The organism is Brevundimonas sp., assembly GCF_013912065.1.
Classification (GTDB): Bacteria; Pseudomonadota; Alphaproteobacteria; order Caulobacterales; family Caulobacteraceae; genus Brevundimonas.
This window is the reverse complement of record NZ_JACESA010000027.1, coordinates 1-25,785: the sequence shown is the minus strand read 5'-3', so window position 1 is coordinate 25,785 and position 25,785 is coordinate 1. Positions and strand designations below refer to the sequence as shown.

The following is a 25,785-nucleotide window of genomic DNA, read 5'->3' as shown; positions in this document are numbered from 1 at the left end:
GCATGACGACCGAGCGGGCTTCAGCCGTCAGATCCGAGCGATCCCAGTCGAAGTAGACCACGAACTGACGCGCGGCCGGCTCCGGTCGCTCAGAAGCCGGCCGCGCGTCAGTTCGTGGTCTACTTCGACTGGGATCGCTCGGATCTGACGGCTGAAGCCCGCTCGGTCGTCATGCAGGCCGCCAACTACGCCAAGACCGGCGCCGCCACCCGCGTCCTGATCGTCGGCTACACCGACACCTCGGGCTCGGCCGCCTATAACCTGGGCCTGTCGAACCGTCGTTCGCGCACCGTCGCGGACGCCCTGGTCGCCCAAGGCGTCAACGGCGGCGTCATCGCCCTCGACGGCAAGGGTGAAACCGCCCTGGCCAAGCCCACCGCCGACGGTGTGCGCGAACCCCTCAACCGTCGCGCCACCATCGACATCAACTTCTAAGCCTGAAAGTCTCCGGCTCGATACGTCGAGCCGGAGACACAGGTCGTGATTGTATGACGATGAATATCGGAGCCGCCGCCTTCCCTGTGGAGGCGGTGGTTTCGAGTTTTATCAAATGTTTCGGAGTTGCTGGAAAAACCTCACAGTTCCGCCGCTAATTTGGTTGAACGGGGCCTTGCGACCAGTCACATAGAGCAGGATGATCGTCTCTCTCGCCATGAAGTTTGGTTGCGTCGATTCGCTTGGCGCCTCCTCGCATGGCGATGACCTGCAATCGAGAGATGTCTAGATGGTGGACACCCGTCCCGCTCAGCGGCCGATATCGGCGCGTAGGCCGCGGCGCTACAGGCTTCGCGCCGAGGCGTCCCCAAGCATGCTGACGAGGACGAGGCTTCTCCCGAAGCCCTTCCTGACGGACGAGTTCGGTTCTGCCATCCGTCCGACGGTTGCGGAACCGCCTCAAGGGCGGCTGAAGGGCCGTCGGTTCCTGATCGTTTCGGCCCCCTTCGGCCCTTTCGGCGCCGCTCTGGCGGGCGTGCTCGAGTCGCGGGGCGGCGTGGTCCGGCGAATGATCTTCAACGCCGGCGACGCCCTCGACTGGCGCCGAGCGGGCCGCGTGACCTTCAAGGGCGGCGCCGACGCCTGGACGTCCCGTCTGGCGGAGATGACCGAAGGGGTCACCGATCTGATCCTGTTCGGAGAGGGCGGCCCCTATAATCGCGCCGTCCTGGACGCCCGGGAGGCCTTGTCGGCCAACATCTGGGTGCTTGAGAACGGCTATTTCCGGCCGGACTGGATCACGGTCGAACGGAACGGGGTCAACGCCTCGAGCGGCCTGCCTCGCTTCCGCCAAGGCTACGCCGCGCCCGCGCCGACGCTCGCCGAGCCCGTGCCCGTCGGGCGGATACTGCCCTATCATGTGATCAACATCAGCGCCTATCACCTGGCCCAGGGACTGGGTCGCCTGTTGTTCCCCCGCTACTCCAACCACTATACGGTGTCCCCGCTCGCCCAGTGTATGGGCCATGTCCGACGTTATCTTGGGCTGGCGTTCCGGTCGGTGGCGAACAACCAGGTGGACGCCATCGCCCCCCGGGGCGAATTCTTCATCGCCTGTCTACAGCGCGAAGGCGACGCCCAGTTGCTTCGCTATTCCCGCTACCCCGACAACACCGCCTTCCTCGCCGAACTCCTGACCAGTTTCGCGGCCCATGCGCCTCGCGAGGCGCGGCTGGTGGTCAAGAACCATCCGCTCGATCCCGGCGTGGTCGATCTGGCGGCCGTGACGCGGCGGCTGGCGATCGAGCGCGGGCTTCAGGGACGGGTGGATTTCATCGACGGCGGCAATCTCGCCCAACTGTGCCGCGCGTCGCGGGGCATGGTGGTGAACAATTCCAGCGCGGCCCTGTCGGCGCTCGGGTTCCAGACTCCGGTCAAGGTGCTGGGCGACGCCTTCTTCGATTTCGACGGATTGACCGACCAGCAATCCCTCGACGCCTTCTGGTCGGCCCCCCAGGGTCCCGACCCGGTGCTGTTCACCCGGTTCCGCGCCCATGTCATCGCACAGAGCCAGGTGAACGGAAATTTCCACGAACCCAGGGCGATCAAGCGAACAGTTGGCGGCGTGGCTGACATGTTCGAGCGGGTTTTCTAACAAACCGGACGTCTGACGAGGCGATTGTTGCGGCAAGGCCACAACGTGGCCTTGTCATTTCACTGTCGCATAACTGTCGCCCTGCATTTCAACAGCCGACGTAGATGGGGCCAGATTTCGGCAGGCGACTCCGCCTGGCGCCTTCGGGCCACGTCCGGCCCTATCTGGGGATAGATGCAATGATCAACCGCAAGCGCCTCTTCTGGGCGACAACCGCCATCGTCGGCACGCTGGCCGGCGCCGGCGCCGCCTCGGCCCAATCGACGGGTACGGAAGCCGCTGAACTGAACGAGATCGTCGTCACCGGTCAGCGCGGTCCGCGCACCATCGACGGCGCCATCGTCGCCGAAACGGTCTCCAAGTCGCGCGCCTCCGTGACTGACCAGTATATCTCGACCCAAGCTCCGGGTCAGACGATCCTGAACTCGATCAACCTGCTGCCGGGCGTGAACTTCACCAACAACGACGCCTTCGGTTCGTCCGGCGGCGACCTGACCATCCGCGGCTTTGACGCCGCTCGCGTGTCCCTGACGCAAGACGGCGTGCCGCTGAACGACACCGGCAACTACGCCATCTATTCCAACCAGCAGCTCGATCCGGAACTGATCAGCCGCGCGACCGTGAACCTGGGCACGACCGACGTCGACAGCCCCACGGCCTCGGCGACCGGCGGCACCGTGAACTACACGACGCGTCGCCCGGCCGAAGAGTTCGGCGTCATCCTGCAGCCCTCGATCGGCGAGACCGGCTACCGTCGTTTCTTCGGCCTGGTCGACACCGGCGCCTTCGGCCCCTGGGGCACGACGGCCTGGTTCTCGGCTTCGAAGACCCAGTATGACCACTTCATCGGCGCCGGCGGCGTCGACAAGACGCAGTACAACGGCCGCCTCTACCAGGCTCTGGGCGACAACGGCGACTTCATGTCGCTGACGGCCAACTACAACGAGAACCGCAACAGCTTCATCGCGCGTAAGACGCTGGCCCAGTTCAACGCCGGCAACGCCTATGACTCGGGCAACTCGCTGCCCGCCACGCTGACCGGCATCAACCCGTCGAACACCGGCAACCTGCGTGGTTCCTCGCGCTTCACGCTGCGCGACAACCTGATCCTGACGGTCGACCCGTCCTTCCAGTACGTCCTCGCGCACGGCGGCGGCACCCAGACCATGAGCGAGACCGACGCACAACTGCGCGGCAACTCGACCGCCGCAGGTGTGGATCTGAACGGTGACGGCGTCATCAACGGGGCGACCCGCGTGACCCTGTTCCGTCCGAACATCACCAACACCCACCGCTACGCCCTGACCACCTCGCTGATCTGGGACCTGAACGAAGACAACCGTCTGCGTGTCGCCTACACCTACGACAACGGTCGTCACCGTCAGACGGGCCAGTTCGGCTACATCAACGCCGACGGCAAGCCGCAAGACGTCTTCGCCGGTCGTAACGGTACGCCGGTGAACCTGCCCGACGGCACGATCCTGCGTCGCCGTGACCGTCTGTCCTACGCCAAGCTGAACCAGATCGCCGCCGAATATCGCGGCAACTTCCTGAACGACACCATCAGCCTGGACCTGGGCGTTCGCGCCCCGTACTTCGACCGTGAACTGAACAACTACTGCTACCAGCGCGACACCTTCAACGCCTACTGCACCACCCAGGTGGGCACGCCGGTGCCCGGCACCGATCTGGTGACCTTCCCGGCTTCGTCGATGAACAGCAGCGCCGCCAACCGTTATGGCAAGCCCCGTTCGTTCGAGAAGAGCTATGACGCTGTTCTGCCGAACGCCGGCGCGACGTGGCGCTTCGCCGACCACAACTCGGTCTACGTCAGCTACGCCGAGGGCTTCTCGGCTCCGCGCACCGACGACCTCTATGACGTTGTCGACGTGAACCCCGAGCCCGAGCGCACCAACTCGTACGACATCGGCTACCGTTACCAGGCGCCGGGCCTGATCGGCTCGATCGCTCTGTGGAAGACGGACTACTCCAACCGGATCGTCCGCACCTTCGACGAAGCCGAGAACCTGTTCCTGACCCGCAACGTCGGCGATGTGACGCTGCAGGGCTTCGACGGTCAAGTCGGCTGGTCGCCGTTCGAGAAGCTGAGCGTCACCGGGTCGGTGACCTACACCGACAGCGAGGTTAAGAGCGACCTGCCGAACGGCACCTCGGGCGGCGTGCCGGTCTTTATCCCGACGGCCGGCAACCAACTGGTCGAGACCCCGGACTGGCAGTATGGCCTGCGTGTCGCCTATACGGTCGGCGCCTTCGATCTGGGCCTGCAAGGCAAGTATGTCGGCGATCGTTTCTCCAACGACATCAACACCGAAGTGGCGCCGCACTACACCACCTTCGATCTGGATGTCCGGTACAACCTCGCCAGCCTCGGCAACGGCGCTTCCTACCTCCAGTTCAACGTGATCAACCTGTTCGACACCGAGTATCTGGGCGACATCTCGACCTCGACCACGGGTACGGCCAGCTACCAGCTGGGCGCCCCTCGGACCGCCATGGTGACCCTGCGCGCCTCCTTCTAAGCAGAACCAAGACTGAAACGACGAAGGGCGGCCCGGAAACGGGCCGCCCTTTTTCTTTGAGCCAGAAACCGGGACGCAGAACCGGGACGCAGAACCGGGACGTTGAGCCGCCGTTGAAGTCGGGGGCGGTTGGGGCCATATGGCGCGGCTCGCGGTTCGCCGCCCCGTCGTCGGACCCTCAGACAGGACCCGTTTCGCCCATGACCGCTCCCATCTCCGCCGCCATCCCTGCCGAGTGGGCTCCGCACCGCGCCATGTGGGTGGGCTGGCCCAGCCATGCGGAATACTGGTTCGAGGCGCTGGAACAGGCGCAGGACGATGTCGAGGGTCTGGTGCGCGCCCTGGCCGGTCCGGGCCGCGAACAGGTGAAGCTGATGGTCGGAAAGGCCGAGATCCTGGCCGATGTCCAGGCGCGGTTCGCCGGGGTCGAGAATGTCGAGGTCGTGCCGGGCCGGTTCGGCGACATCTGGCTGCGCGACACCGGGCCGATCTTCGGCGCGGGCTCCAAGACGGCGGCGGCCTTCAGGTTCAACGGCTGGGGCGGCAAGTACGACATGCCGGGCGACGAACTGGTCGCGGGCCAGATCGGCGAACACGCCGGCGTGGCCCTGAGCTGGAACGACTTCGTCATGGAGGGCGGCTCGCTGGATCATGACGGGGAAGGGACGGTGCTGACCACCCGCCAGTGCCTGCTGAACCCGAACCGCAACCCCGCCTGGAACCAGGACGAGGCGGTCGCGACCGCCGCCCTGGAAGCGGCGATTGGCGCAAAGGCCGTGCTGTGGCTGGGCGACGGCCTGCTGAACGACCACACTGACGGCCATGTCGACAATCTGGCGCGTTTCGTCGCGCCGGGCGTCGTCGCCTGCCCTGTCGCCTGGGGCAAGAATGATCCGAACGCCGAGGTCTATGACGCCACGGCCCGCGACCTGTTGGGCATGACCGATGCGGCGGGTCGCCCAATCCGTGTGCTGAGGATCCCGTCGCCGGGCCTAGTTCTGGATGAGGACGAACGCCCGATCCCGGCCAGCCATATGAACTTCCTGATCGCCAACGGCGCCGTCGTCGTGCCGACCTATGGCGACGAGCGCGCAGCCGAAATGGCCTGCCAGGCGTTGAAGGAGGCCTTCCCCGATCGCGAGATCATCCCCCTGCCGTCCATCGCCATCCTGACGGGCGGCGGATCCTTCCACTGTATCTCCCAGCAGGAGCCCGCATGACCCGCAGCATCTCCGTCGCCGGCATCCAGACCTCGTATGGCGAGGATATGCAGGCCAATATCGACAAGACGATCGGCTTCGTGCGCGAGGCGGCGTCGAAAGGGGCGCAGGTGATCCTGCCGTCGGAACTGTTCCAGGGGCCGTATTTCTGCGTGTCTCAGGAGGAGCACTGGTTCAGCCAGGCCTATGAATGGCGCGAGCATCCGTGCGTCACGGCCCTGGCGCCGGTGGCCAGGGAACTGGGCGTGGCCATTCCCGTCTCGATCTTCGAGAAGGACGGGCCGCAGTATTACAACTCGCTGGTCATGCTGGACGCGGACGGCGAGGCCCTGGGCGTCTATCGCAAGAGCCATATCCCCGACGGCCCCGGCTATCAGGAGAAATACTATTTCCGGCCCGGCGATACCGGCTTCAAGGTCTGGAACACCCGGTTCGGCAAGGTCGGGGTCGGCATCTGCTGGGACCAGTGGTTCCCGGAAGCCGCCCGGGCGATGATGCTGATGGGCGCCGACGTCCTGATGTATCCGACCGCCATCGGCACCGAGCCGCATGACGCGACCCTACACACGGCCCAGCCGTGGCGGCGCGCCATGCAGGGCCACGCCGTGTCCAACGCCGTGCCCGTCGTGGGCGCCAACCGGATCGGCCACGAGACGGTGACGGCGGTCGGCCAGACCTTCTACGGCCATTCCTTCATCGCCGACCAGCAGGGCGATCTGGTCGAGAGCCTGGGCGCCGAAGAGGAGGGCGTGCTGGTGCACAGCTTCGACCTGGACGAACTGGACAAGTATCGCGCCGCCTGGGGCTTCTTCCGCGACCGGCGGACGGATCTGTATGGGGAGCTGACGGGCGGGAGATAAATATCCCCATAAGACGCTAGCACCCTCCCGCTAGGTCCGTCGCTGCCGTAGCGTAGTGTAGCCTTAGTAGGCTTCGGCCATAGCAGCCACCATATGGCCTAGTTAGGTTTGATTTTCAGTAAACAGACAAGGATAACGGTTGACCCAACGGGCTGGTTCAGGGCATGGTGCCCAACGTCGAGGAGGGTGAATGGAATCCCACCTCATAAAGCCGATGATCCAGTGTTGGCGCACCGGGGAGGCTTTAAGATGATGGTCGCAGGTTCGAATCCTGCCCTCGACGCCAAATCTCTTTCAAGAGAGACGGTCATTAACGCCGTTAACGATGCATCCTTTTATGTTGGCTTGACGGAGTCGTCAACTCGTATGTCGCGTAACGTGACATTGTACGTTGGGATTATCGTCAATTTATTCGTTGTACTTGGACAAGGCGCGCGTTGACGGTTCGCCGCATCGGAGTTGAAAACGCTGCTTTGGATGACGTTAGGGTGCGTGAGCGCATTGCGCCGGTTCGTTGCAAGCGGTCGTACTGTTGGGTGGGGCGTGTACGAAATTTGGTGCGGTTAAGCTAAATGCGCATCCCCTCTACCGCCGCCACCAGCCGGTCGAGGTCGGCCGGCGTGGACAGCCGATGGTCGCCGCCGTCGATCAGGTCCAGACGGACGTCGCCGCCGGTGAGACGCTCGACCAGTTCGATCTGATGGCGCCAGGGGACGACGTCGTCGGCACGGCCCTGCAGAATGTGGATCGGGGCGGCGATTTCGATGACGCCGTCCAGCACCAGCCAGTCGCGCGCCTCTTCGAACATGCGGCGGGTCAGAACATATTCGCCCAGGCCTTCCTCGACGACCAGGGTCTCGCCTTCGCGCAGTATGGCCTGGCGTTCGTGGTCGGCCAAACCGGGCCACATCAGGCGTTCGGTGAAGTCCTGGGCCGGATTGACCAGCACCAGCCCCTTGATCCGCTCAGGCCGCGCCAGGACCGCCAGCAGCGCGACCCAGCCGCCCATCGACGACCCGACCGGGATGACCGGTCCAGACAGACTGTCGATCAGAGCGATGGCGTCCTCGCGCCAACGGCCGATCGTGGCCCGTCGCCAGTCGCCGGACGACTGGCCATGGGCGAAATGGTCGTAGCGGACGAAGTTCCAGCCGCGGTCGCGCGCGGCCGTGTCCAGGGCCAGGGCCTTGGTCCCCTCCATGTCGGAGCGGAAGCCGCCGATCCAGACCACGGTCGGGCCATCGCCGTCGACGCGGCGGTAGGCCAGGGTTTCGCCGTCGGGGCGGGACAGGTGCTGGATGTCGGTCATGGGCGTCCTTGTGCCGCGACTTTCTCCCTTCGTCATCCTCGGGCTTGACCCGAGGATCGGGCGTGACGCACACGGACCGTAGAAGACGGCCCCGGCCGTGCCCTGCGTCGCGCAGTTTTCGCGCGGCGACGCCGATCCTCGGGTCAAGCCCGAGGATGACGGAGGAAGAGTTGTCTGCGCCCCAGGTCCTGTTCGTCACCTCCAACCGCATCGGCGATTGCGTCATCTCTTCCGGCGTGATCCGCGAGATCGCGCGCCAGGTTCCGGGGGCGGAGATCACCGTCGCCTGCGGTCGTCCGCCCGCCCCCTTCTTCCGCAGTGCGCCCGGCGTCGTGCGCACCATCGTGCTCGACAAGAAGAAGATGGCCGGCCACTGGGTCGATCTGTGGAAACAGGCGGTCGGGACGCGCTGGGATCTGGTCATCGACATCCGGGGTTCGGCGCTCAGCTACCTGATCCCGGCCAAGCGGCGCATCGTCTATAATCGCTCTTGGGAGACCGGCCTGCGCAAGGTCGAGATGGTGTCGCGCCTGATGGGCTCGCCGACGCCGCTGGATCCCGAGATCTTCCTGGACGATCAGGCGCGGGCCGAGGCGGCCGCCGTCATCGATCCGCAGCTGGAAGGCGGGGCCGGTCCCGGCCGTATCATCGCCCTGGCCCCCATCGCCCACCAGCCGGGCAAGAGCTGGCCCGCCGACCGTTGGGGCGCCCTGGTCGAGAAGCTGAAGGCTGAGCCCCGCTTCGACGGCTGGCGCTTCATGCCGGTGGGCGGGCCGGGCGACCGGCCGCCGGCGACGCCGGCGCTGGAGGCCGCCGGACCTCGAGGCGTCGACTTCGTCGGCAAGGGCGACATCCTGGCCTCGGCCGCCGCCATCGACCGGGCCGACCTGTTCGTCGGCAACGATTCCGGCCTGATGCATGTGTCGGCGGCCCTGGGGCGGCCGACCCTGGGCCTGTTCGGTCCGACCGAATGGTGGCTGTACGGTCCCTGGGGGGCGAAGACGCGTACGGCGGCCTCGAACGAGACCCGCGGCCAGTTCGCTCCGATCGAGGATCTGAGCGTGGATCATGTGTTCGAGGCGGTTCTGGCGCTCCACGACGCCTATATCGCCGCGACTTCAGCCGCCGAGCCTTGAAAAACCGGGCTTGCGAAGGCATATTGCCGGCCTTGAGGGGAACGTGGCGAATGCCGCGTGCATTCGCTCATCAAGACACAAGCCTTCTTTGACCACATAAGGAAACGACGCCCATTCGCCGTCCCATGCAAGCGCCACCCGTGAAAGACGGGCCGCGTATGAACCAGGATATCCGCGCCCCTCGCGTTCTGCTCATTGATCAGAACGGCGAAAAACAGGGCGTCATGCCTACCTCTTCCGCGCTCGAAGCCGCCGAGGAAGCCGGGATGGACCTGGTCGAGATCGTCTCCACCTCCGAACCGCCGGTGGCCAAGATCCTCGATTACGGCAAGCACCGTTTCCAGGAACAGAAGAAGAAGGCCGAACAGCGCAAGCGCCAGAAGGTCGTCGAGCTGAAGGAAATCAAGCTCCGGCCGAACATCGACACCCACGACTATGAGGTGAAGGCCAAGGCCATGCACCGCTTCTTCGACGAGGGGGACAAGGTGAAGGTCACCCTGCGCTTCCGCGGTCGTGAAATGGCGCACCCCGAGCTGGGCATGAAGCTGCTGAACAAGGTCCAGGCCGATTTCGACGAAATCGCCAAGGTCGAGTTCGCGCCCAAGATGGAAGGCCGCCAGATGATCATGATCCTGGCCCCGCGCTGATCGACGCGCCCCATCGCTGATCTGGAAAGCCCCGACTGGACACAGTCGGGGCTTTCTTTTTGTCCCGCATGACGCTGACCCCTTGCAACTTGCACGCGGGGCGTCTGAAAAGGAGGCTGTGCTCGGGGGAGAACTGTAGCGTGGTCAGGTTGGGGATGAAGGCGTTCGCCGTGGCGATCGTCGCGTTTGCGTGTGTGGTAGGCGCGGCCGCGACGGCCCAGGCCGAGGCTGCAGCGGTCAAGGCCCCGCCGCCGCTGGAGGCTTATGGCGCCGCGCCGGCCATCGAATTCATGGAGCTGTCGCCCAGCGGCGATCGGGTCGCCCGGATCACCGTGGTGGGCGAGACCCGCGCCATCATCGTCACCCGGATGACGACGGGGGAGAACGTCTTCGCCGCCGCCGTGGGAGAGGTCAAGGTGCGCGACCTGCGCTGGATCGGCGAAGGCCATGTGCTGGTGGTGACGTCGCAGACGCGCAGCATTCCTATGCTCGGCGTGCCGCGATCCGAGCTGTTCTTCGGGCAGATTGTGGATCTTGAGAAGAAGAAGCTCGTCCAGGTGCTGGACCGAACGCCGGATGTTCTGGCCGTGCTCTACGGGCCGGCTCTGATCCGGCGGACAGACGAAGGCGAGACCCTGTTCGCGCGGGGCTTCAACGTCGCCACCGGCCAGAGCGACCTGCACCGGATCAATCTGAATACCGGCCGGGGCCGGTCGGTGGAGTCGATGAACCGCGAGACCGACGGCTATGTCCTGAACCAGGACGGCGTCGTGATCGCCATGAGCCGCTATGTCGAACGCGGCGGCCGCTGGTCGCTGCGCCTGCCGAACGGCGGCGGCTTCCGCGAGTCCTGGGCGGTCACCGCCCTGGTCGACACGCCCGTCTTCTTCGGCATGGGGCGCACGCCGAGAACCGTGGCCATCGGCGCCTACCGGCCGGACCTGGTCCACGGGGACGCCGACGCCGAGACCGCGGACGTGCTGTTCGAGGTCGATGTCGACACCGGCGAATGGACTCGGTTGCCCTTCGAGCACCATCCCGACCGCCTGATCCACCATCCGCGCACCAAGCTGCTGATCGGCGGAGAACGCACGGAGGAGGACGGGTTCCACTACGAATTCATCGAACCGGCGGCGGCGCGCCGGTGGAGCGCCATCGAGCGGGGCTTTGGAGACAAGCGGCCGCGACTGGTGTCCTGGAACGATCAGCAGAATCTGATGGTCGTCTTCACCGACATCGGCGAATCCGGCCTGTACCAGCTGGTCGATTTCACCCGAGGCGCGGCCGATGTCCTGGCCGAGGCCTATCCGACCATCGCCGCCGACCAGGTCGGCGGCCAGCGGCCCATCCATTATGCGGCGGCCGACGGTCTGGACATTCCCGCCTATCTGACCCTGCCGCCCGGCGTGGACGAGCCCTCGGGCCTGCCCCTGGTGGTCCTTCCGCACGGCGGACCGGAGGCTCAGGACGTGGCCGGTTTCGACTGGTGGGCCCAGGCCCTGGCGGCGCGCGGCTATGCGGTGCTGCAACCCAATTTCCGGGGCTCGACCGGCTATGGCCGCGACTTCCTCGAAGCCGGCTACGGCGAATGGGGGCGCAAGATGCAGACGGACCTGTCCGACGGCGTGCGCTGGCTGGCGGCGGAAGGGATCATCGACCCCGCCCGGGTCTGTATCGTCGGCGCCAGTTACGGCGGCTATGCGGCCATGGCCGGGCTGACGCTCGACGCCGGCGTCTATCGCTGCGGCGTGGCCGTCGCCGGGGTGTCGGACCTTCGCCGCATGGTCAACTGGGAGGCGCGTCAGGAGGGTCGTAACGACAGCCAGACGGTCCGCTACTGGAACCGGTTCATGGGCGCGGCCCGGCTGAACGACCGGGCGCTGGACGTCCTGTCGCCGACCTTGCAGGCGAATGCGGCCGAGGCGCCCCTGCTGCTGATTCACGGCAAGGACGACACCGTGGTGCCGATCGAACAGAGCCGGGTCATGGCCGACGCCATGCGCCGGGCCGGCAAATCGGTCGAACTGATCGAACTGCCGGGCGAGGATCACTGGCTGTCGCGCAGCGAGACCCGAATGCAGATGCTGCGCGAGACGGTGCGGTTCCTCGAGGCGAACAATCCGGTGAACTGATCGAAGCGCGGGGGGGGGGGCGTAACGACGCTTTTCGCGCCGCAAGCGCCGCGCTAAGCCTTGGGCATGACCCCTTCCGACACATCGCCCCCAAAGGTTCGCGCGCCCGCCCTGGCCGTGCTGTTCTCGGTGGTCTTCATCAATCTGGTCGGGTTCGGCCTGGTGGTGCCGCTGCTGCCCTTCTTCGCCCAGAGCCTGAAGGCCGAGGCCTGGCAGATCACCCTGATGTTCTCGGCCTATTCGCTGGGCCAGTTCTTCGCCGAGCCCTTCTGGGGCCGGCTGTCGGACCGGATCGGCAGGAAGCCTGTTCTGCTGGCCACCCTGGCGGCCAACGCCGTCGGCTATCTGATGCTGGCCTTCGTGCCCAATATCTGGCTGGCCATCGCCGTGCGGCTGTTCACCGGCCTGGGTGCGGGGAACATCTCGACGGTCCAGGGCTATGTCGCCGACGTCACTCCGCCGGAGCAGAGGGCGGGGCGGATGGGGCTGATCGGCGCCGCCTTCGGCCTGGGCTTCATCGTCGGACCGGGCCTGGGCGGACTGCTGACCCAGCCGCAGCTGGGGCGGCTCGGCTATCAGCTGCCGATCTTCCTGGCGGCGGCCCTGGCGGCCCTGGCGGCGGTCGGGGTGATCGTCTTCCTGCGCGAGAGCCGGGCCAAGGCCGATCCGACGGCGGCCCGCCCGCCCTTCCTGGCCGGGCTGCACGACGCCCGGGCCAATCCGGTGGTGTCGCGGGTTCTGGTCGTGACCCTGATCTATATGGCCGGCTTTTCGGCCATGGAGAGCGTCTTCGGCCTATGGGCCGAGAGCCGCTACGCCTGGGGCGCGCGCGAGGTGGGGTTAAGCTTCATGATCGTGGGCGTGATCTCGACCCTGAACCAGGGGTTCCTGGCCGGGCGGCTGGCGCGACGGTTCGGCGAGGCGCGGGTGCTGGCGACCGGGATGCTGCTGTTCGGCGCCTCGCTGGTGTTGCAGGTTCTGGCGCCAGTCGAGTGGTTCCCCGCGACCCGGATGGAGCTGGGCGGCCTGAGCCTGCCTGTGGTTCAGGGGTGGGTCATACCGATCGTCATGGCCCTGGGCGCCTGCGGCATGTCCCTGGCCATGCCCAATATCTCGGCCATGATCAGCCGGGCCTCGCCGCCCGACCGGCAGGGCGCCATGCTGGGCCTGAACATGGCCTCCAGTTCGGTGGCGCGCATTTTCGGGCCGATGGTCGCCGGGGCGCTGTTCTCGGGCCTGGGCCACGACTGGCCCTTCCTGATCGGCGCCCTGCTGACCATTCCCGCGGCGATCCTGGCCATCAACGCCGGACGGGTGATCCGCAGAGGTCAGATCGCCGTCGCCCCCGCCGTCGCCCCCGCCGTCGTCCCAGTCGCCGGCCCAGTCGCCGAACAGGCCGCGAAGTCCCCGTCGTGACGCCGCTTGCATCGGCGCCGGTCTTCACGTAGAAGCCGCGCCTTCGCGTACCGAACCGCCGGGCGAACAGGCATGCCTGGGCGGTTCTTAAACTCTGGAGAGACACCACCCGACGGGCTCAAGCAGTCCGAAGGACGGTAGCCCTCCAAAAAGGAGACTGAAATGCCGAAACTGAAGACGAAGTCGGGCGCCAAGAAGCGCTTCAAATTCACCGCTTCTGGCAAGGTGAAGGCCGGGGTTGCGGGCAAGCGTCACCGCTTGATCAGCCACAACTCGAAATACATCCGCCAGAACCGCGGCACGGCCGTCATGTCCGACGCCGACGCCAAGAAGATCAAGTCCTACATGCCGTACGCCTGATCGGCGCGCGCTGTACGACGGATCTCAACCCAAAGAATTTGAAGGAATAGCGACATGGCTCGCGTTAAACGTGGCGTAACCTCGCACGCCAAGCACAAGAAGGTTCTGGAGCAGGCCAAGGGCTTCTCCGGCCGCCGCAAGAATACGATCCGCACGGCCAAGGCCGCCGTCGACCGCGCCGGGCAATACGCCTATCGCGACCGTCGCGCCAAGAAGCGCAACTTCCGCGCCCTGTGGATCCAGCGCATCAACGCCGCCGCGCGCATCGAAGGCTTCACCTACAGCCAGTTCATCCACGGCCTGGACAAGGCCGGCATCGAACTGGACCGCAAGGTCCTGGCCGCGATCGCCGCCGACTCGATCGGCTTCAAGGCCGTCGCCGACAAGGTTCGCGCCGCTCTGGCGTAAATGATCCAGCCTAAGTGATCGGGGCCTGACGGCCCAGGTCATGGCGAAAAGATCAACGCCCGCTCCGGTCTCCGGGGCGGGCGTTCTTCGTCGTGCGCGGGATATTGCTTGTTCAGGCCGCCTCGGCCTCGACCTCGGCATGGGCGGCGTTCGCGGTCTCGGCGCCGGCCAGAACCAGGCGGATGGCGTTCAGCAGGGCGTCGGGCTGGATCGGCTTCTGGGCCACCCCGTTCATGCCGGCGGCGATATAGTCCAGTTCGTCGCGCTCGTCGGCGTTGGCGGTCAGGGCCAGGATCGGCAGGCGAGAGAGAGGGCCGGGCAGGGCGCGGATGGCCCGGGTGGCGGCGACGCCGTCCATCACCGGCATCTTGATGTCCATCAACACCAGGTCGAAGCGGCGGGCCTGGACAGCCTCCAGCGCCTCCTGGCCGTTTTCGGCGGTCTCGGCGGTGCAGTCGAACATTTCCAGCAGCTTGCCGGCGACGAAGCGATTGGTGGCGTTGTCGTCGACGACCAGCACATGCAGGGTCTCGTGCGGCGTCGGTTCGGCCATGGCGGGACCGGTCGCCAGGTCCTCGGCGGCGCAGGCGGCCAGAGGCAGGGTGACGTGGAAACGGGCGCCGCCTTGCGGGGACACGCCCAGGGCGATGGTTCCGTGCATGCGTTCGGCGATCTGGCGGCAGATGGCCAGACCCAGGCCGGCGCCGGCGCCCTCGCGTCCGGCTTTGCCGGTGTTGAAAGGGTCGAAGATGGTTGCGGCCGCCGCCTCGGGCACGCCGGGGCCGCTGTCGTCCACCGTCAGTTCGACGGTCAGCCCGTCTGCTGTCGCGCGGCTCATGATCGTCGCGATCACCCCGCCGGTCTCGGTGAACTTCAGCGCATTGCCGATCAGATTGTTCAGCAGCTGTTTGACCCGCATTCCGTCCGCCATGACCCAGGGGCCGGCGTCGAAGTCGGTGCGGACCTCCAGCTTCAGGGCCTTCTCCTCGGCGCGGGCGCGCCACAGGGCGTCGATATCGAAGGCGACGGCGGACAGGTCCAGAGGCTCCTCCTCCAGCGTCAGCATCCCGGCCGAGGCCCGCGACATGTCCAGGGCGTCGGTCAGCAGCCGCAGCAGGCTCTCGCCGGAATCGATGACGGTGCGGACATAGGGGCGCAGTTCTTCCTGCTCCAGCTTCTTGTCCATCAGGGCGGCGACGCCGAGCACGCCGTTCAGCGGGGTGCGGATCTCGTGGCTCATCACCGCCAGGAATTCGGACTTGGCGCGGCTGGAGGCGACGGCCTCGGCCTCGGCGAAGGCCAGGTCGCGGGCCAGGGCCCCCATCTCCTCGGCGCGCTGGCGGTGCAGGGCGGCGCCCGCTTGGACGACCTGCAGGGCGGTGCCGACGCCGACATAACGCCCTTCGGTTACGACGATGAAGCCGCTCAGCAGGGCGCCGAGTTCCGCCGCGCCATAGGCGTGGAAGAAGGTCTCGGCGCTGGTCCCCGCCTCGGCGATCGGGGCGTTGCGGTCCATCAGGCTTTCGGCCGGCTTCTTGGCGTACAGGGCGCGGCCGAACTCGGCGGCCATTCGCAGGGTGAAGGCGTTGCGTTCGATGACACCCACCGGTCGACCGTCTTCGTTCACCACGGCCAGAGCCAGGGTGTTGGGTTCGGTCTGGAATCGTTCGAACACCTCGGCGCAGGGGGTGGACGGAGCCACCGGCGCGATCAAGTCAACGAAATCACCGATAAGCGGCATTCGGCCCCCCTCATATCCACGAGCGGGCATAGAGATTGTTACTTAACATCAGCTTTGCCGATCATGAACCTTTCGCGGCAGGTCTCGGACTAATAAGGTGTACACGGATAATATGGTGACGACTTGCTTGCGGCTTCGTCTCCGCTAAGTTGAGGCATGGCGATACGCGTCCTTGTTTGCGGTCTTGCGATCCTGGCGGCCTCGGTCCTTCCCGCCGCGGCTCAGGACAGGCGCGTCGCCGTCACCTTCGACGACCTGCCCTATCAGACGTCTGAAACGGCCCTGTGCGAACCCGGTGAGCTGATGCGGCTGACGGCCGATTTCACCGCCATGTTGAAGCCGCTCGACACCCAAGGAACGGCCTTCGTCAACGAGGGCAAGGTCTGCGAGCCGACCCGCGCCTCGACCCTGCCGGCGGCGCTGGAGCTCTGGCTCGCCGCCGGGCTGGATCTGGGCAACCACAGCTTCAGTCATATCAACATTCACCGCTCGACGGCCGAGGCCTATCTGGCCGACGTCGACGCGGGCGCGCCGACGACCCGCGCCGTGCTGGCCGCGCATGGCGGCGCCCTGCGCTGGTTCCGCCATCCCTATCTGTTCACCGGCGAGACCCAGGAAAAGCACGACGCCATCGCCGCAGGCCTGGCCCAGCGCGGCTATACGGTCGCGCCGGTCACGCTGGACAACAACGACTGGATGTTCGGCGACGTCTATCGCAAGGCCGAGCAACTGGGCGACGAGGCGCTGAAGCGGCGGGTGGGCGAGGCCTATGTGGCCCATATGACGACCGTGCTGGACTTCTTCGAGCCCTACAGCGCCGAACTGACCGAAGGACGCGAACCGGCCCAGGTTCTGCTGCTGCACGCCAACAGTCTGAACCAGGCCTTCTACCCACGGATTCACGCCCTCTATCTGGCGCGCGGCTACAGGTTCGTGTCGTTGGAGGAGGCGCTGTCGGACCCGATCTACGCCCATGCGGACAACTATGTGCGCGCCAACGGAATCTCGTGGCTGCACCGCTGGAAGACCACGGACGGCGAGCCCATTCGCTGGGAGCCCGAGCCGCCCGCCTGGATCGTTGCGGCCAACAAGGCGCCTGCGGCGGAGCTGCCCGCCATAGCCGCCGCGCCCTAAGCCGTCGCAAACGCCCGTTGAAGGGTGACGAAACCGCTTCGGCCCGCTAAGGCACGGGCCAAATGACCGATCTCGCCACACTCGAACTCGACCTGATCAAAGCCATCGGCGGCGCCGAGAGCGTCGCCGCCCTGGAAGAGGTGCGCGTCGCCGCCCTGGGCAAGTCCGGCTCCGTCTCCGGCCTGCTCAAAGGCATGGGTGCCATGAGTCCCGACGAACGCCGCGAACAGGGGCCGATGATCAACGGCCTGCGCGACCGGGTCGCCGCCGCCATCGCCGACCGCAAGGCCGCGCTGGAGGCCGCCGAACTGGACGCCCGGCTCCAGGCCGAGCGCATCGACCTGACCCTGCCGGCCCGGCCGCGCCGCAAGGGCGGGGTCCATCCGACCATGCAGGTGATGGACGAGATGATCGCCCTGTTCGCCGAGATGGGCTTCGCCGTGGCGGAAGGCCCGGACATCGAGGACGACTTCCACAATTTCACCGCCCTGAACTTCCCGCCCAAACATCCGGCGCGGGAGATGCACGACACCTTCTTCCTGAAGCCCGACCCCGAGACGGGCGAGCGCAAGGTGCTGCGGACCCACACCAGCCCGGTGCAGGTCCGCACCATGATGTCGCAGAAGCCGCCGATCCGCATCATCGCGCCGGGCCGCACCTTCCGTAAGGATTCGGACGCCACCCACACGCCGATGTTCCACCAGATCGAAGGCCTGGTGATCGACCGCGACATCCACATGGGTCATCTGAAGACCACGCTTGCGACCTTCATCGCCCGCTTCTTCGAACTGGACGAGGTTCAGGCGCGGTTCCGGCCCCACCATTTCCCCTTCACCGAACCGTCGGCCGAGATGGACATCCGCTGCGACCGTTCCGGCGGCAAACTGGTGTTCAACACCGGCGATGACTGGCTGGAAATCCTGGGCTGCGGCATGGTCCATCCCAATGTGCTGCGGAACTGCGGCATCGACCCGGACGAGTATCAGGGCTTCGCCTTCGGCATGGGGGTCGATCGGCTGGCCATGCTGAAATACGGCGTGCCCGACCTGCGCCCCATGTTCGACGCCGACACGCGCTGGCTGGCCCACTACGGCTTCTCGGCCTTCGCCGCGCCGAACCCGGCCAGCGGCCTGAGCTGATCGAAGAGGACTATCCCATGACCGACACCCTCGCTCCGATCACGTTCGACGCGATCGGCCCCGGACCCGAATACCGCAACGGTTCGATCTGGCTGCCCCAGCTGTTTCTGGAAACCCGTCGCGGCGGCGTCGCCAATATCGAGGGCCGCACCTTCATCGAATGCCTGATCGAAGGGCCCGCCGTCCTGCTTCCGCTGTCGGGCTGCAATTTCGACGGCTGCAACATGGGCGACGCCCAGGGCGACCCCCGCAGCCTGATGCTCAAGCCGGTCGGCCCCGAACGGGTGACTGGCACGATTGCGATCAAGGATTGCCAGTTCATCCGCTGCCGCTTCCTGGGCGTGGGCTTCACCGGCCCGCAGAGCTTCCTTGACGAAATGATCGCCGGTCTGGCCGGAACACCTGCATGAAATTCACCCTTTCCTGGTTGAAAGACCACCTCGAGACCGAGGCTGACGTCCATCGGATCGCCGAGGCCATGACCATGGCCGGGCTGGAGGTCGAGGAGGTCGTCGATCCCGCCGCCAAACTGGCGCCCTTCACCGTGGCCAAGATCATTTCGGCCGAGCGGCATCCGAACGCCGACCGGCTTCAGGTCTGTCAGGTCGAGACGGTTGATGGCGTGAAAGAGATCGTCTGCGGCGCCCCGAACGCGCGCGCGGGCCTGACCACCATCTACGCCCCCATCGGCGCCTATGTGCCCGGCCTGGGCGTGACCCTGGTCGAGAAGCCGGTGCGGGGTGTGGTGTCGAACGGCATGCTGTGCTCGGCGTCGGAGCTTGAGCTGGCCGACGAGAGCGACGGCATCCAGGAACTGCCCCCCGAAATCCCCGTGGGAACCACGGTCGCCGGCCTGTTCGGCGCCGAACCCGTGATCGATTTCGAGGTGACGCCGAACCGGCCCGACTGGCTGGGCGTCGCCGGCATCGCCCGCGATCTGGCCGCCGCCGGCGTCGGCAAGCTGAAGCATTTCGACATCGCTGTGGTGCGCGGGGGCTTCCCGTCGCCGATCACGGTGCGGCTGGATGCGCCCGAGATGTGCCCGGTCTTCGCCGGCCGCGTCATTCGCGGCGTCAGGAATGGGCCGTCGCCGGCCTGGCTGCAGAAACGTCTGACCGCCATCGGCCTGCGGTCGATCAATCGGCTGGTCGATGTGACCAATCTGATCGCCTATGACCGCGCCCGCCCGCTGCACGTCTATGACGTGGCCAAGCTGGTCGGGACCGAGATCGTGGTGCGCGGCGGCCAGGTCTCGACCGAGACGGCCCATATCGAGGGCGGCGAGGCCGAACATCTGATCGCTCTGGACGGCAAGACCTATACGGTCGCGCCGACCGACTGCGTCATCGCCGACGCCAAGGGTGAACGCCCCATCGGCCTGGGCGGCGTCATGGGCGGCGAGAGCACCGGCTGCGACGAGACCACCACCGACGTCTTCCTGGAAAGCGCCTGGTTCGACCCGCTGGTGATCGCCCAGACCGGCCGGACCCACGGCATCCATTCCGACGCCCAGTACCGGTTCGCGCGCGGCGTTGATCCGGTCTCGGTCACGCCGGGGCTGGAGCTGGCGACGCGGCTGATCCTGGACCTGTGCGGCGGCGAACCGTCCGATATCGTCTTCGTCGGCGAGCCGCCCGCCAACCCCGCCGCCTTCGCCTTCGACCCGGCCCATGTGAAGCGTCTGACCGGCATGGACCTGGCCGACGACCGGATCGGGACCATACTGGGCCAGTTGGGCTTCCTGGTCACGGCCGCCCCGGCCGATCAGGCCGCGCCCTGGATCGTGACGCCGCCGTCGTGGCGGCGCGACGTCGAAGGCCCCGCCGACCTGGTCGAGGAAGTCGCGCGGATCGAGGGCTTCGACAGCCTGCCCGACACGCCCCTGCCCGAGGTCGCCCGCCCCGCCGGCGGGGTGCTGAACCCGCGTCAGGCCCGCGTCCGCACGGCGCGTCGCGCCCTGGCCGCCCTGGGCTACGCTGAGGCCGTCACCTGGTCCTTCACCAAACAGTCGACAGCGGCCCTGTTCGGCGGCGGCGATGACCGACTGGTGCTGGAAAACCCGATCGCGGCGGATCTGGACTGTATGCGCCCCTCGGCCCTGCCGAACCTGATCCAGGCGGCGGCGCGCAACGCCGCGCGCGGCTTCGCCGACGCCGCCCTGTTCGAGATCGGCCCCATCTATCTGGGCGACGGCCCGACCGATCAGCGCACGGTCATCGCCGCCCTGGTCGCCCCCCACGCCGCCCGTCACTGGGCCGGAAGCGGCGAAGACGCCCTGTTCGCGCTGAAGGCCGACCTGACCGCCCTACTGGAGGAGATCGGCGCGCCGGTCGCCTCGCTGCAGCTGGCGCAAGGCCAGAACCGCGACTGGTGGCACCCCGGCCGTTCGGCCCGGCTGCAGCTGGGACCGAAGAATGTGATGGTCGAGTTCGGCGAACTGCACCCGCGCGTGCTGAAGGCGCTGGACGCCGACGGTCCGATGCTGGCCTTCGAGATCGTGCTCGACAACGTGCCCGAGCCGCGTGGAAAGTCGGGCAAGGCGCGGGGTTCGGCCGATCTGTCGACCCTGATGCCCCTGACCCGCGACTTCGCCTTCGTGGTCGAGGACGCCAAACCGGTCGGCGACCTGGTCCGCGCGGCCGCCGGCGCCGACAAGGCCCTGATCGCCGATGTCCGCGTGTTCGACGTCTATCGCGGCAAGGGCGTCGACGAGGGCTTCAAGTCCGTCGCCCTGGAGGTGGTGATCCAGCCGCGCGAGGCGACCCTGACCGAGGCCGAGATCGAGGCCCTGACCGCCAAGATCGTGGCGGCGGTGGAGAAGCAGGGCGGCAAGCTGCGGGGGTGATCCCTTGATTGACGGTGGCCCGTCCTCGTTGAGGACGGGCCTACAATCAACTCACCCGATGTCCGGATCGATAGTGTCGTTGAGTCCCTGAATGCACTGGTTGAACATCACGTCAGCCCACATCTGACAGGCAGTGTCGGCGCCACAGGCGACCAGGTCGCCTTCATACTTGGCCATGCAAGCGCCGGGGGAGCCCGCATTCGCGGCAGGCGCGCCAAGAACGGCAGACGCGGCGACTGTGGCCGCGATCGTGAACTTCTTTATCATTGCAACCTCCATGGAGATGATCTCCAAGGATGATAACTACACAAGCGTGTATGTTCCGCAACCTTGACGGCCTGCCCGACTCTCGCCCCCACCGTAAGCCCTCGTTAACCTTGAGGCCGCAAGTCTGCCGTAAAGGTCGGGGAACCTTGTCACAAAGCCCGGCGCGACAGCCGGGTGTCCCATAGCCGTTCTCGGAGCGCCCCCATGCATCGTCGCCAAATGATCCTGTCCGGCCTGGCCACCGCCGCCGGGGCCTCGTCCGTCGGCGCCTGCGCCACGGCCCCGGCCAATCCCAACTATCCGATCCGGTCGGACAACCAGGCCCAGTCCTACAGCTTCGACGAACTGGTCGCCGCCGGCTCCAAGGAGCTGGGCATAGCGGCCGAGGCCGTGGGCGGCGCCATCGAGCGTGTCTTCGCCGACCAGGGCGACCGCCCGACCGCCTATATCGCGGGCGAGGAAGGCTCCGGCGCCCTGGTCGTCGGCGCCCGTTACGGACGCGGCGCCCTGCATATGAAGGACCTGTCCGCCTCGCAGGAGGTGTTCTGGCAGGGGGCTTCGGTGGGCTGGGACTGGGGCGGCAACGCCAGCCGGGTCTTCACCCTGGTCTATGGCCTCTATCACCCCGACATGATCTATCGCCGCTATCCGGGCGTCGAGGGCACCGCCTATCTGGTCGCCGGCCTGGGGGTGAACTATCAGCAGGCGGACGGCATCGTCCTGGCCCCGATCCGAACCGGCGTGGGCCTGCGTCTGGGCGCCAATGTCGGCACCATGAGCTACAGCCGCCAGCGGAACCTGCTGCCCTTCTAGGCGCGCCATGCTCGCGACGCGGTCGCTCGCGGCTTGAGCGCGCGACCGTTCTCGACGTCTAGCTCGCCAGCCGCAACGGCGGCGGGGCGTCCAGCATCGCCTCAAGACCCTCGCGCCAGCTGGGATAGGCGGGGCGCCAGCTCAGTTCGGCCTTCGCCAGGGCGTTCGAGACCCGTTTGGAATCCAGATAGAAGCGCCGCATCGACTCGCTGACGCTGTCGTCGGTCCAGTCGACCTCGGGCGGGCGGGGCAGGCCCATCCGGTCTGCGGCCCATTCCACCACCACATCGGCCGGCGACGGCGCGTCGTCGGTCAGGTTGTAGGCGGCGCCGGGACGCGGCCGGGCCATCGAGGCGAATAGCCCCGCGACCACGTCGTCCACATGGATGCGGTTGAACACCTGGCCCGGCTTGCGGACCAGTTTCGCCGTTCCGTCGCGCAGCCTGTCGATCACGCTGCGACCCGGCCCATAGAAGCCCGGCAGGCGAAAGATCTGCACCGTCAGTCCCATGCCCTGAGCGCCGTCCAGCCAGTCGCGCTCGGCGCGCACCCGGCGGGCGCCTTCCAGATTGGCGGCGTTCAGCGGCCCGTCCTCGAACACCCAGCCGCCGGCCCGGTCGCCATAGACGCTGGTCGAGGAGACATAGCCGATCCAGTCGGGCCAGGCGTCGCCCGCCACCGGCCCCAGGGCCCGCAGGCCGGGACAGCCGTGGGCGTCGGGCGCGGCCGTGATCAGCACCGCCGTCGCCGCCTCCAGCGCCGTCTTCAGGGTCTCCGCGTCGGCGGGGTCGATGGCCGTGATCCCCTCGGCCGCCAACGCCCTGCGGCGTTCGGGATCGCGCGAGGTGGCGACGGCCCGCCCGCCGCGCCTCAGCGCCTCCAGCGCCGCCGCCCGCCCCAGATAGCCGCCCCCGAACACGAGCAGGGACAGGTCACGGTCGGGAGCGGCGTCGGGCATCGGGATACTCAGGCGGTCAGGACTTTGGCGGCGGCGGGCGCTTCATACCGCTGCGCTTGATTTTCCAGCGCCTCGGCCCGGCGTTGGTTCCAGGCGGAGACACAGGGCACGCGCGTCAGGTCGGCCCGGTCGGCGTAGCGGCGGGCGATCTCGGTCACCTCGTCCATGAGCCCCTGGGCCAGGGTGATCGGCTTCAGCCCCAGGTCGCGGAACTGGTCGTTGGCGACGACCAGATCGTTCTCGTCGGCTTCCTGGCGCGGATTGGCGACGTTGTGGACCTCGGCGCCGGTCTTGTCGGCGATCATGGCAGCCAGATCGCGCACGCGGCGGCTCTCGGTCATCTGGTTCAGGATCTTGACCCGCTCGCCCCGTTTCGGCGGATTTTTCAGCGCCAGTTCGACGCAGCGCACCGTGTCCTGGATATGGATGAAGGCCCGCGTCTGGCCGCCCGATCCGTGCACCGTCAGCGGATAGCCGACCGCCGCCTGCATCAGGAACCGGTTCAGCACCGTGCCGTAGTCGCCGTCATAGTCGAACCGGTTGATCAGCCGCTCGTCCTGCTTGGTCTCGGCAGTCTGGGTGCCCCAGACGATCCCCTGATGCAGGTCGGTGATCCGCAGGGCGTCGTTGCGGGCATAGAACTGGAACAGCAGGGCGTCCTGGGTCTTGGTCATGTGATAGATGCTGCCCGGATTGGGCGGGAACAGGATCTCCTGCTCGGCCGGGCCGTGGTCGGTGTCGACCGTCACCTTCAGATAGCCTTCCGGGATGCGCAGGCCGGCCGTGCCGTAGCCATAGACCCCCATGGTGCCCAGGTGGGCCAGGTGCACGTCCAGCCCGCTCTCGACGATGGCGGCCAGCAGATGGTTGGTGGCGTTGATGTTGTTGTCGACCGTGTACAGCTTGTGCCGCGCCGATTTCATCGAATAGGGGGCGGCCCGCTGTTCGGCGAAATGCACCACGCTGTCGGGCGCCAGGTCGCGGATCAGGGCGACCAGCCGGTCGAACTCCTTGCCCACCGTCATATTGACGAAGCCGATGTCGCGGCCCGAGATTTCCTTCCAGGTCTTGATCCGCTCGCCCATGGTGCGAATGGGCGTCAGGGACTGGACCTCCAGCTCGTTGTCGATGTTGCGGCGGCTCAGGTTGTCGACGATCGTGACGTCCCAACCTTTGGCCGACAGATGCAGGGCCGTCGGCCAACCGCAGAACCCGTCGCCGCCCAGAACCAGAACCCGCATGAAATCGCCTCGCCGTCGCCTCAAAGGTCTTGCCTAGCCCACTGAGCCCCCATCGGCAAAGCGGCGCCGTTGACGCGTATGCGATGGTTTGACGAAAACCCCTTGGAAACGGGCCTCGCACACGCTAAGTCTCACTCGTCTCCCACTCAAACGCAGCTTTCCGGGTTCCACCCCGGCTGTTCGCGTCTTGAGCCGGCCATGACGGTCGGTCCCGAAAGGACCGGCGCACCATGCGGGCGACAAGGCATTCCGACAGATCGACAATCGGGGATCGGCCCCGAGCGAAACGGAACCACGAAACGGACGGAACCGGCCGATGGCCTGGGCTCCTCCTTGCACACGGTAGCGCGAATGAGAGATTTCAAGGGCATGAAGCGTCAGCGCGGACGCAATCGGAACAAGGCGGGCGCCAGTAACGCCAACAACGCCAATCCGAATCGTTCGTGGGACTCGCAAGGCCCCGAAAACATCAAGGTCCGGGGCAACGCCCAGACCGTGTACGAGCGCTATCAGCAGCTCGCGCGCGACGCGGCCTCGGGCGGCGACCGCGTTCTGGCCGAGAACTATCAGCAGCACGCCGAACACTATTACCGCGTCCTGCGCGCGCTCCAGCCGCAGCGGTCCTTCTCCGACATCGCCGCACGCGAACTGTCGAACCAGGGCTTCGACATCGATTTCGAGGATGAATCCGGCGCCCAGGCCGCAGCCTTCGTCGCCGCCCAGCAGGCCGCCGACCGCCAGGCCCAGGACGCCGCCGAGCGCGCCGAACAGGGCCAGAATCGCGATCAGAATCGCGACCAGAACCAAAACCGCGACCGCGACTTCAACCGCGACCGCGATCGGGACCCGAATCAGAACCGCGACCGTGATCGCGATCAGAACCGCGACAGCCAGCAGGCCCGCGAACCCCGTGAAGACGGCGAGGCCCGGGCCGAGGGCGAGGGCGGTCGTCGCGAGAGCCGTCGCGAACGCTGGGAGCGTCGCCGCGAGGAGCGCAACCGTCGCTTCGACAATCAGGAGAACGCCGGCTCGGAAGAGGGCGTCGAGTCCGATCCCGTGGCGGCCGCCGCCGAACCTGTGGTCGAGACGCCCGCGGCCGAGGCTCCGGCCGCGGAAGAACGCCCGGCCCGTCGCAGCCGCCGCCCGGCCGTCGCCGTCGAGGCCGATGACGATGCGCCAACCGCCCTGCCGGGCTTCCTGACCCGGTCGTCGGCTCCCGCGCCGGCGAACGAGACGACCGAGGAGGCCGCGCCTGCTCCCCGCCGTCGCGCGCCGCGTCGCAAGGCCGAGGCCGCCGCCGACAGCGAAGGCTGATCGTCGAGGCATACTCTGTCGGGCGTGCGGCCTTGACGGCGGCCGCCCATACGGGTCCTAAAGGGACGACTTCGCCGTAAGGCTCGGCCCCAAAGGGAAGCGATGATGCGTCAGTTCGCCCAGTTTCGTCCGTCAGCCCACAGCCTGACGCGGGGCCTCGCCCTGGCCGCTCTAGTCGGCGTCGCGGCCTGCGCGTCCACCCCGCCGCCCCCGCCC

21 protein-coding genes, 1 tRNA gene and 1 pseudogene are annotated in these 25,785 nt (G+C 67.0%); 18 read left to right on the top strand and 5 right to left on the bottom strand.

Translation table 11 applies throughout. The features are described 5' to 3' along the window. Window positions 1-96: 96 nt before the first annotated feature. From H2037_RS15860 to H2037_RS15835, 6 genes and pseudogenes are all read left to right on the top strand, one after another. A pseudogene (locus tag H2037_RS15860) lies at window positions 97-435 on the top strand (OmpA family protein); the annotation flags it as partial. 373 nt (window positions 436-808) lie between these two features. Then, window positions 809-2,089, top strand: coding sequence for a capsular biosynthesis protein (locus H2037_RS15855; RefSeq protein WP_292123915.1), 1,281 nt, complete (start codon window positions 809-811; stop codon window positions 2,087-2,089). Window positions 2,090-2,268: 179 nt separating this feature from the next. Beyond that, window positions 2,269-4,629: a TonB-dependent receptor gene (locus tag H2037_RS15850; protein ID WP_292123913.1), complete on the top strand. Its 2,361-nt coding sequence runs from the start codon at window positions 2,269-2,271 to the stop codon at window positions 4,627-4,629. Window positions 4,630-4,829: 200 nt separating this feature from the next. Continuing rightward, window positions 4,830-5,849: an agmatine deiminase family protein gene (locus tag H2037_RS15845; protein WP_292123911.1), complete on the top strand. Its 1,020-nt coding sequence runs from the start codon at window positions 4,830-4,832 to the stop codon at window positions 5,847-5,849. After that, window positions 5,846-6,709 (top strand): N-carbamoylputrescine amidase, encoded by an 864-nt coding sequence (gene aguB, locus H2037_RS15840; protein WP_292123909.1) that lies wholly within the window; start codon window positions 5,846-5,848, stop codon window positions 6,707-6,709. The genes H2037_RS15845 and aguB overlap by 4 nt, the downstream gene beginning before the upstream one ends. 176 nt (window positions 6,710-6,885) lie before the next feature. Further along, a tRNA-OTHER gene (locus H2037_RS15835) sits at window positions 6,886-6,995 on the top strand. Window positions 6,996-7,277: 282 nt separating this feature from the next. On the opposite strand, the gene H2037_RS15830 is transcribed toward H2037_RS15835, so the two are convergent. Then, the gene (locus tag H2037_RS15830) at window positions 7,278-8,018 is read right to left on the bottom strand and encodes an alpha/beta hydrolase (RefSeq protein WP_292123906.1); all 741 of its coding nucleotides are present in this window, start codon (window positions 8,016-8,018) and stop codon (window positions 7,278-7,280) included. A 170-nt stretch (window positions 8,019-8,188) separates the two neighbouring features. On the opposite strand from H2037_RS15830, the gene H2037_RS15825 reads away from it, so the two are divergent. From H2037_RS15825 to rplT, 6 genes are all read left to right on the top strand, one after another. Continuing rightward, window positions 8,189-9,154, top strand: a complete 966-nt coding sequence (locus H2037_RS15825; protein WP_292123904.1) for a glycosyltransferase family 9 protein — start codon at window positions 8,189-8,191, stop codon at window positions 9,152-9,154. A 125-nt stretch (window positions 9,155-9,279) separates the two neighbouring features. Then, window positions 9,280-9,801 carry a translation initiation factor IF-3 gene (gene infC, locus H2037_RS15820; RefSeq protein ID WP_035309352.1) on the top strand — a complete coding sequence of 174 codons (522 nt, stop codon included), beginning with the start codon at window positions 9,280-9,282 and terminating at the stop codon, window positions 9,799-9,801. A gap of 170 nt (window positions 9,802-9,971) precedes the next feature. Beyond that, the gene (locus H2037_RS15815) at window positions 9,972-11,933 is read left to right on the top strand and encodes a S9 family peptidase (RefSeq protein WP_292123903.1); all 1,962 of its coding nucleotides are present in this window, start codon (window positions 9,972-9,974) and stop codon (window positions 11,931-11,933) included. A gap of 66 nt (window positions 11,934-11,999) precedes the next feature. Continuing rightward, window positions 12,000-13,349 carry an MFS transporter gene (locus H2037_RS15810; RefSeq protein ID WP_292123901.1) on the top strand — a complete coding sequence of 450 codons (1,350 nt, stop codon included), beginning with the start codon at window positions 12,000-12,002 and terminating at the stop codon, window positions 13,347-13,349. 162 nt (window positions 13,350-13,511) lie between these two features. Next, window positions 13,512-13,709, top strand: a complete 198-nt coding sequence (rpmI, locus tag H2037_RS15805) for a 50S ribosomal protein L35 (protein WP_201099875.1) — start codon at window positions 13,512-13,514, stop codon at window positions 13,707-13,709. 54 nt (window positions 13,710-13,763) lie between these two features. Next, window positions 13,764-14,117 carry a 50S ribosomal protein L20 gene (rplT, locus tag H2037_RS15800; RefSeq protein ID WP_292123896.1) on the top strand — a complete coding sequence of 118 codons (354 nt, stop codon included), beginning with the start codon at window positions 13,764-13,766 and terminating at the stop codon, window positions 14,115-14,117. Window positions 14,118-14,229: 112 nt separating this feature from the next. Here rplT and H2037_RS15795 read toward each other — a convergent pair whose 3' ends face one another. Next, entirely contained in the window at window positions 14,230-15,858 is a 1,629-nt protein-coding gene (locus H2037_RS15795) for a response regulator (protein WP_292123894.1), read from the bottom strand. A 156-nt stretch (window positions 15,859-16,014) separates the two neighbouring features. Between H2037_RS15795 and H2037_RS15790 the strand changes: the two genes are divergently transcribed. From H2037_RS15790 to pheT, 4 genes are all read left to right on the top strand, one after another. Beyond that, complete coding sequence (locus tag H2037_RS15790; RefSeq protein ID WP_292123892.1) at window positions 16,015-16,992, top strand: polysaccharide deacetylase family protein; 978 nt, start codon at window positions 16,015-16,017, stop codon at window positions 16,990-16,992. Between the two features lie 62 nt (window positions 16,993-17,054). After that, the gene (pheS, locus tag H2037_RS15785) at window positions 17,055-18,131 is read left to right on the top strand and encodes a phenylalanine--tRNA ligase subunit alpha (RefSeq protein ID WP_292123890.1); all 1,077 of its coding nucleotides are present in this window, start codon (window positions 17,055-17,057) and stop codon (window positions 18,129-18,131) included. 17 nt (window positions 18,132-18,148) lie between these two features. Beyond that, entirely contained in the window at window positions 18,149-18,541 is a 393-nt protein-coding gene (locus H2037_RS15780) for a hypothetical protein (protein WP_292123888.1), read from the top strand. Continuing rightward, complete coding sequence (gene pheT, locus H2037_RS15775) at window positions 18,538-20,976, top strand: phenylalanine--tRNA ligase subunit beta (protein ID WP_292123886.1); 2,439 nt, start codon at window positions 18,538-18,540, stop codon at window positions 20,974-20,976. Before H2037_RS15780 ends, pheT begins: the two co-directional genes overlap by 4 nt. Before the next feature lie 51 nt (window positions 20,977-21,027). Here the strand turns inward: pheT and H2037_RS15770 are convergent, their stop codons facing one another. Then, window positions 21,028-21,243, bottom strand: a complete 216-nt coding sequence (locus H2037_RS15770; protein ID WP_292123884.1) for a hypothetical protein — start codon at window positions 21,241-21,243, stop codon at window positions 21,028-21,030. A 204-nt stretch (window positions 21,244-21,447) separates the two neighbouring features. On the opposite strand from H2037_RS15770, the gene H2037_RS15765 reads away from it, so the two are divergent. After that, entirely contained in the window at window positions 21,448-22,056 is a 609-nt protein-coding gene (locus H2037_RS15765) for a DUF1134 domain-containing protein (protein WP_292123882.1), read from the top strand. A gap of 58 nt (window positions 22,057-22,114) precedes the next feature. Here the strand turns inward: H2037_RS15765 and H2037_RS15760 are convergent, their stop codons facing one another. Further along, window positions 22,115-23,014: an SDR family oxidoreductase gene (locus H2037_RS15760; RefSeq protein ID WP_292123881.1), complete on the bottom strand. Its 900-nt coding sequence runs from the start codon at window positions 23,012-23,014 to the stop codon at window positions 22,115-22,117. 8 nt (window positions 23,015-23,022) lie between these two features. Beyond that, window positions 23,023-24,255, bottom strand: a complete 1,233-nt coding sequence (locus H2037_RS15755) for an NAD-dependent epimerase/dehydratase family protein (RefSeq protein ID WP_292123879.1) — start codon at window positions 24,253-24,255, stop codon at window positions 23,023-23,025. A gap of 351 nt (window positions 24,256-24,606) precedes the next feature. Between H2037_RS15755 and H2037_RS15750 the strand changes: the two genes are divergently transcribed. Then, complete coding sequence (locus tag H2037_RS15750) at window positions 24,607-25,569, top strand: DUF4167 domain-containing protein (RefSeq protein ID WP_292123877.1); 963 nt, start codon at window positions 24,607-24,609, stop codon at window positions 25,567-25,569. The last annotated feature ends 216 nt before the right edge of the window (window positions 25,570-25,785 follow it).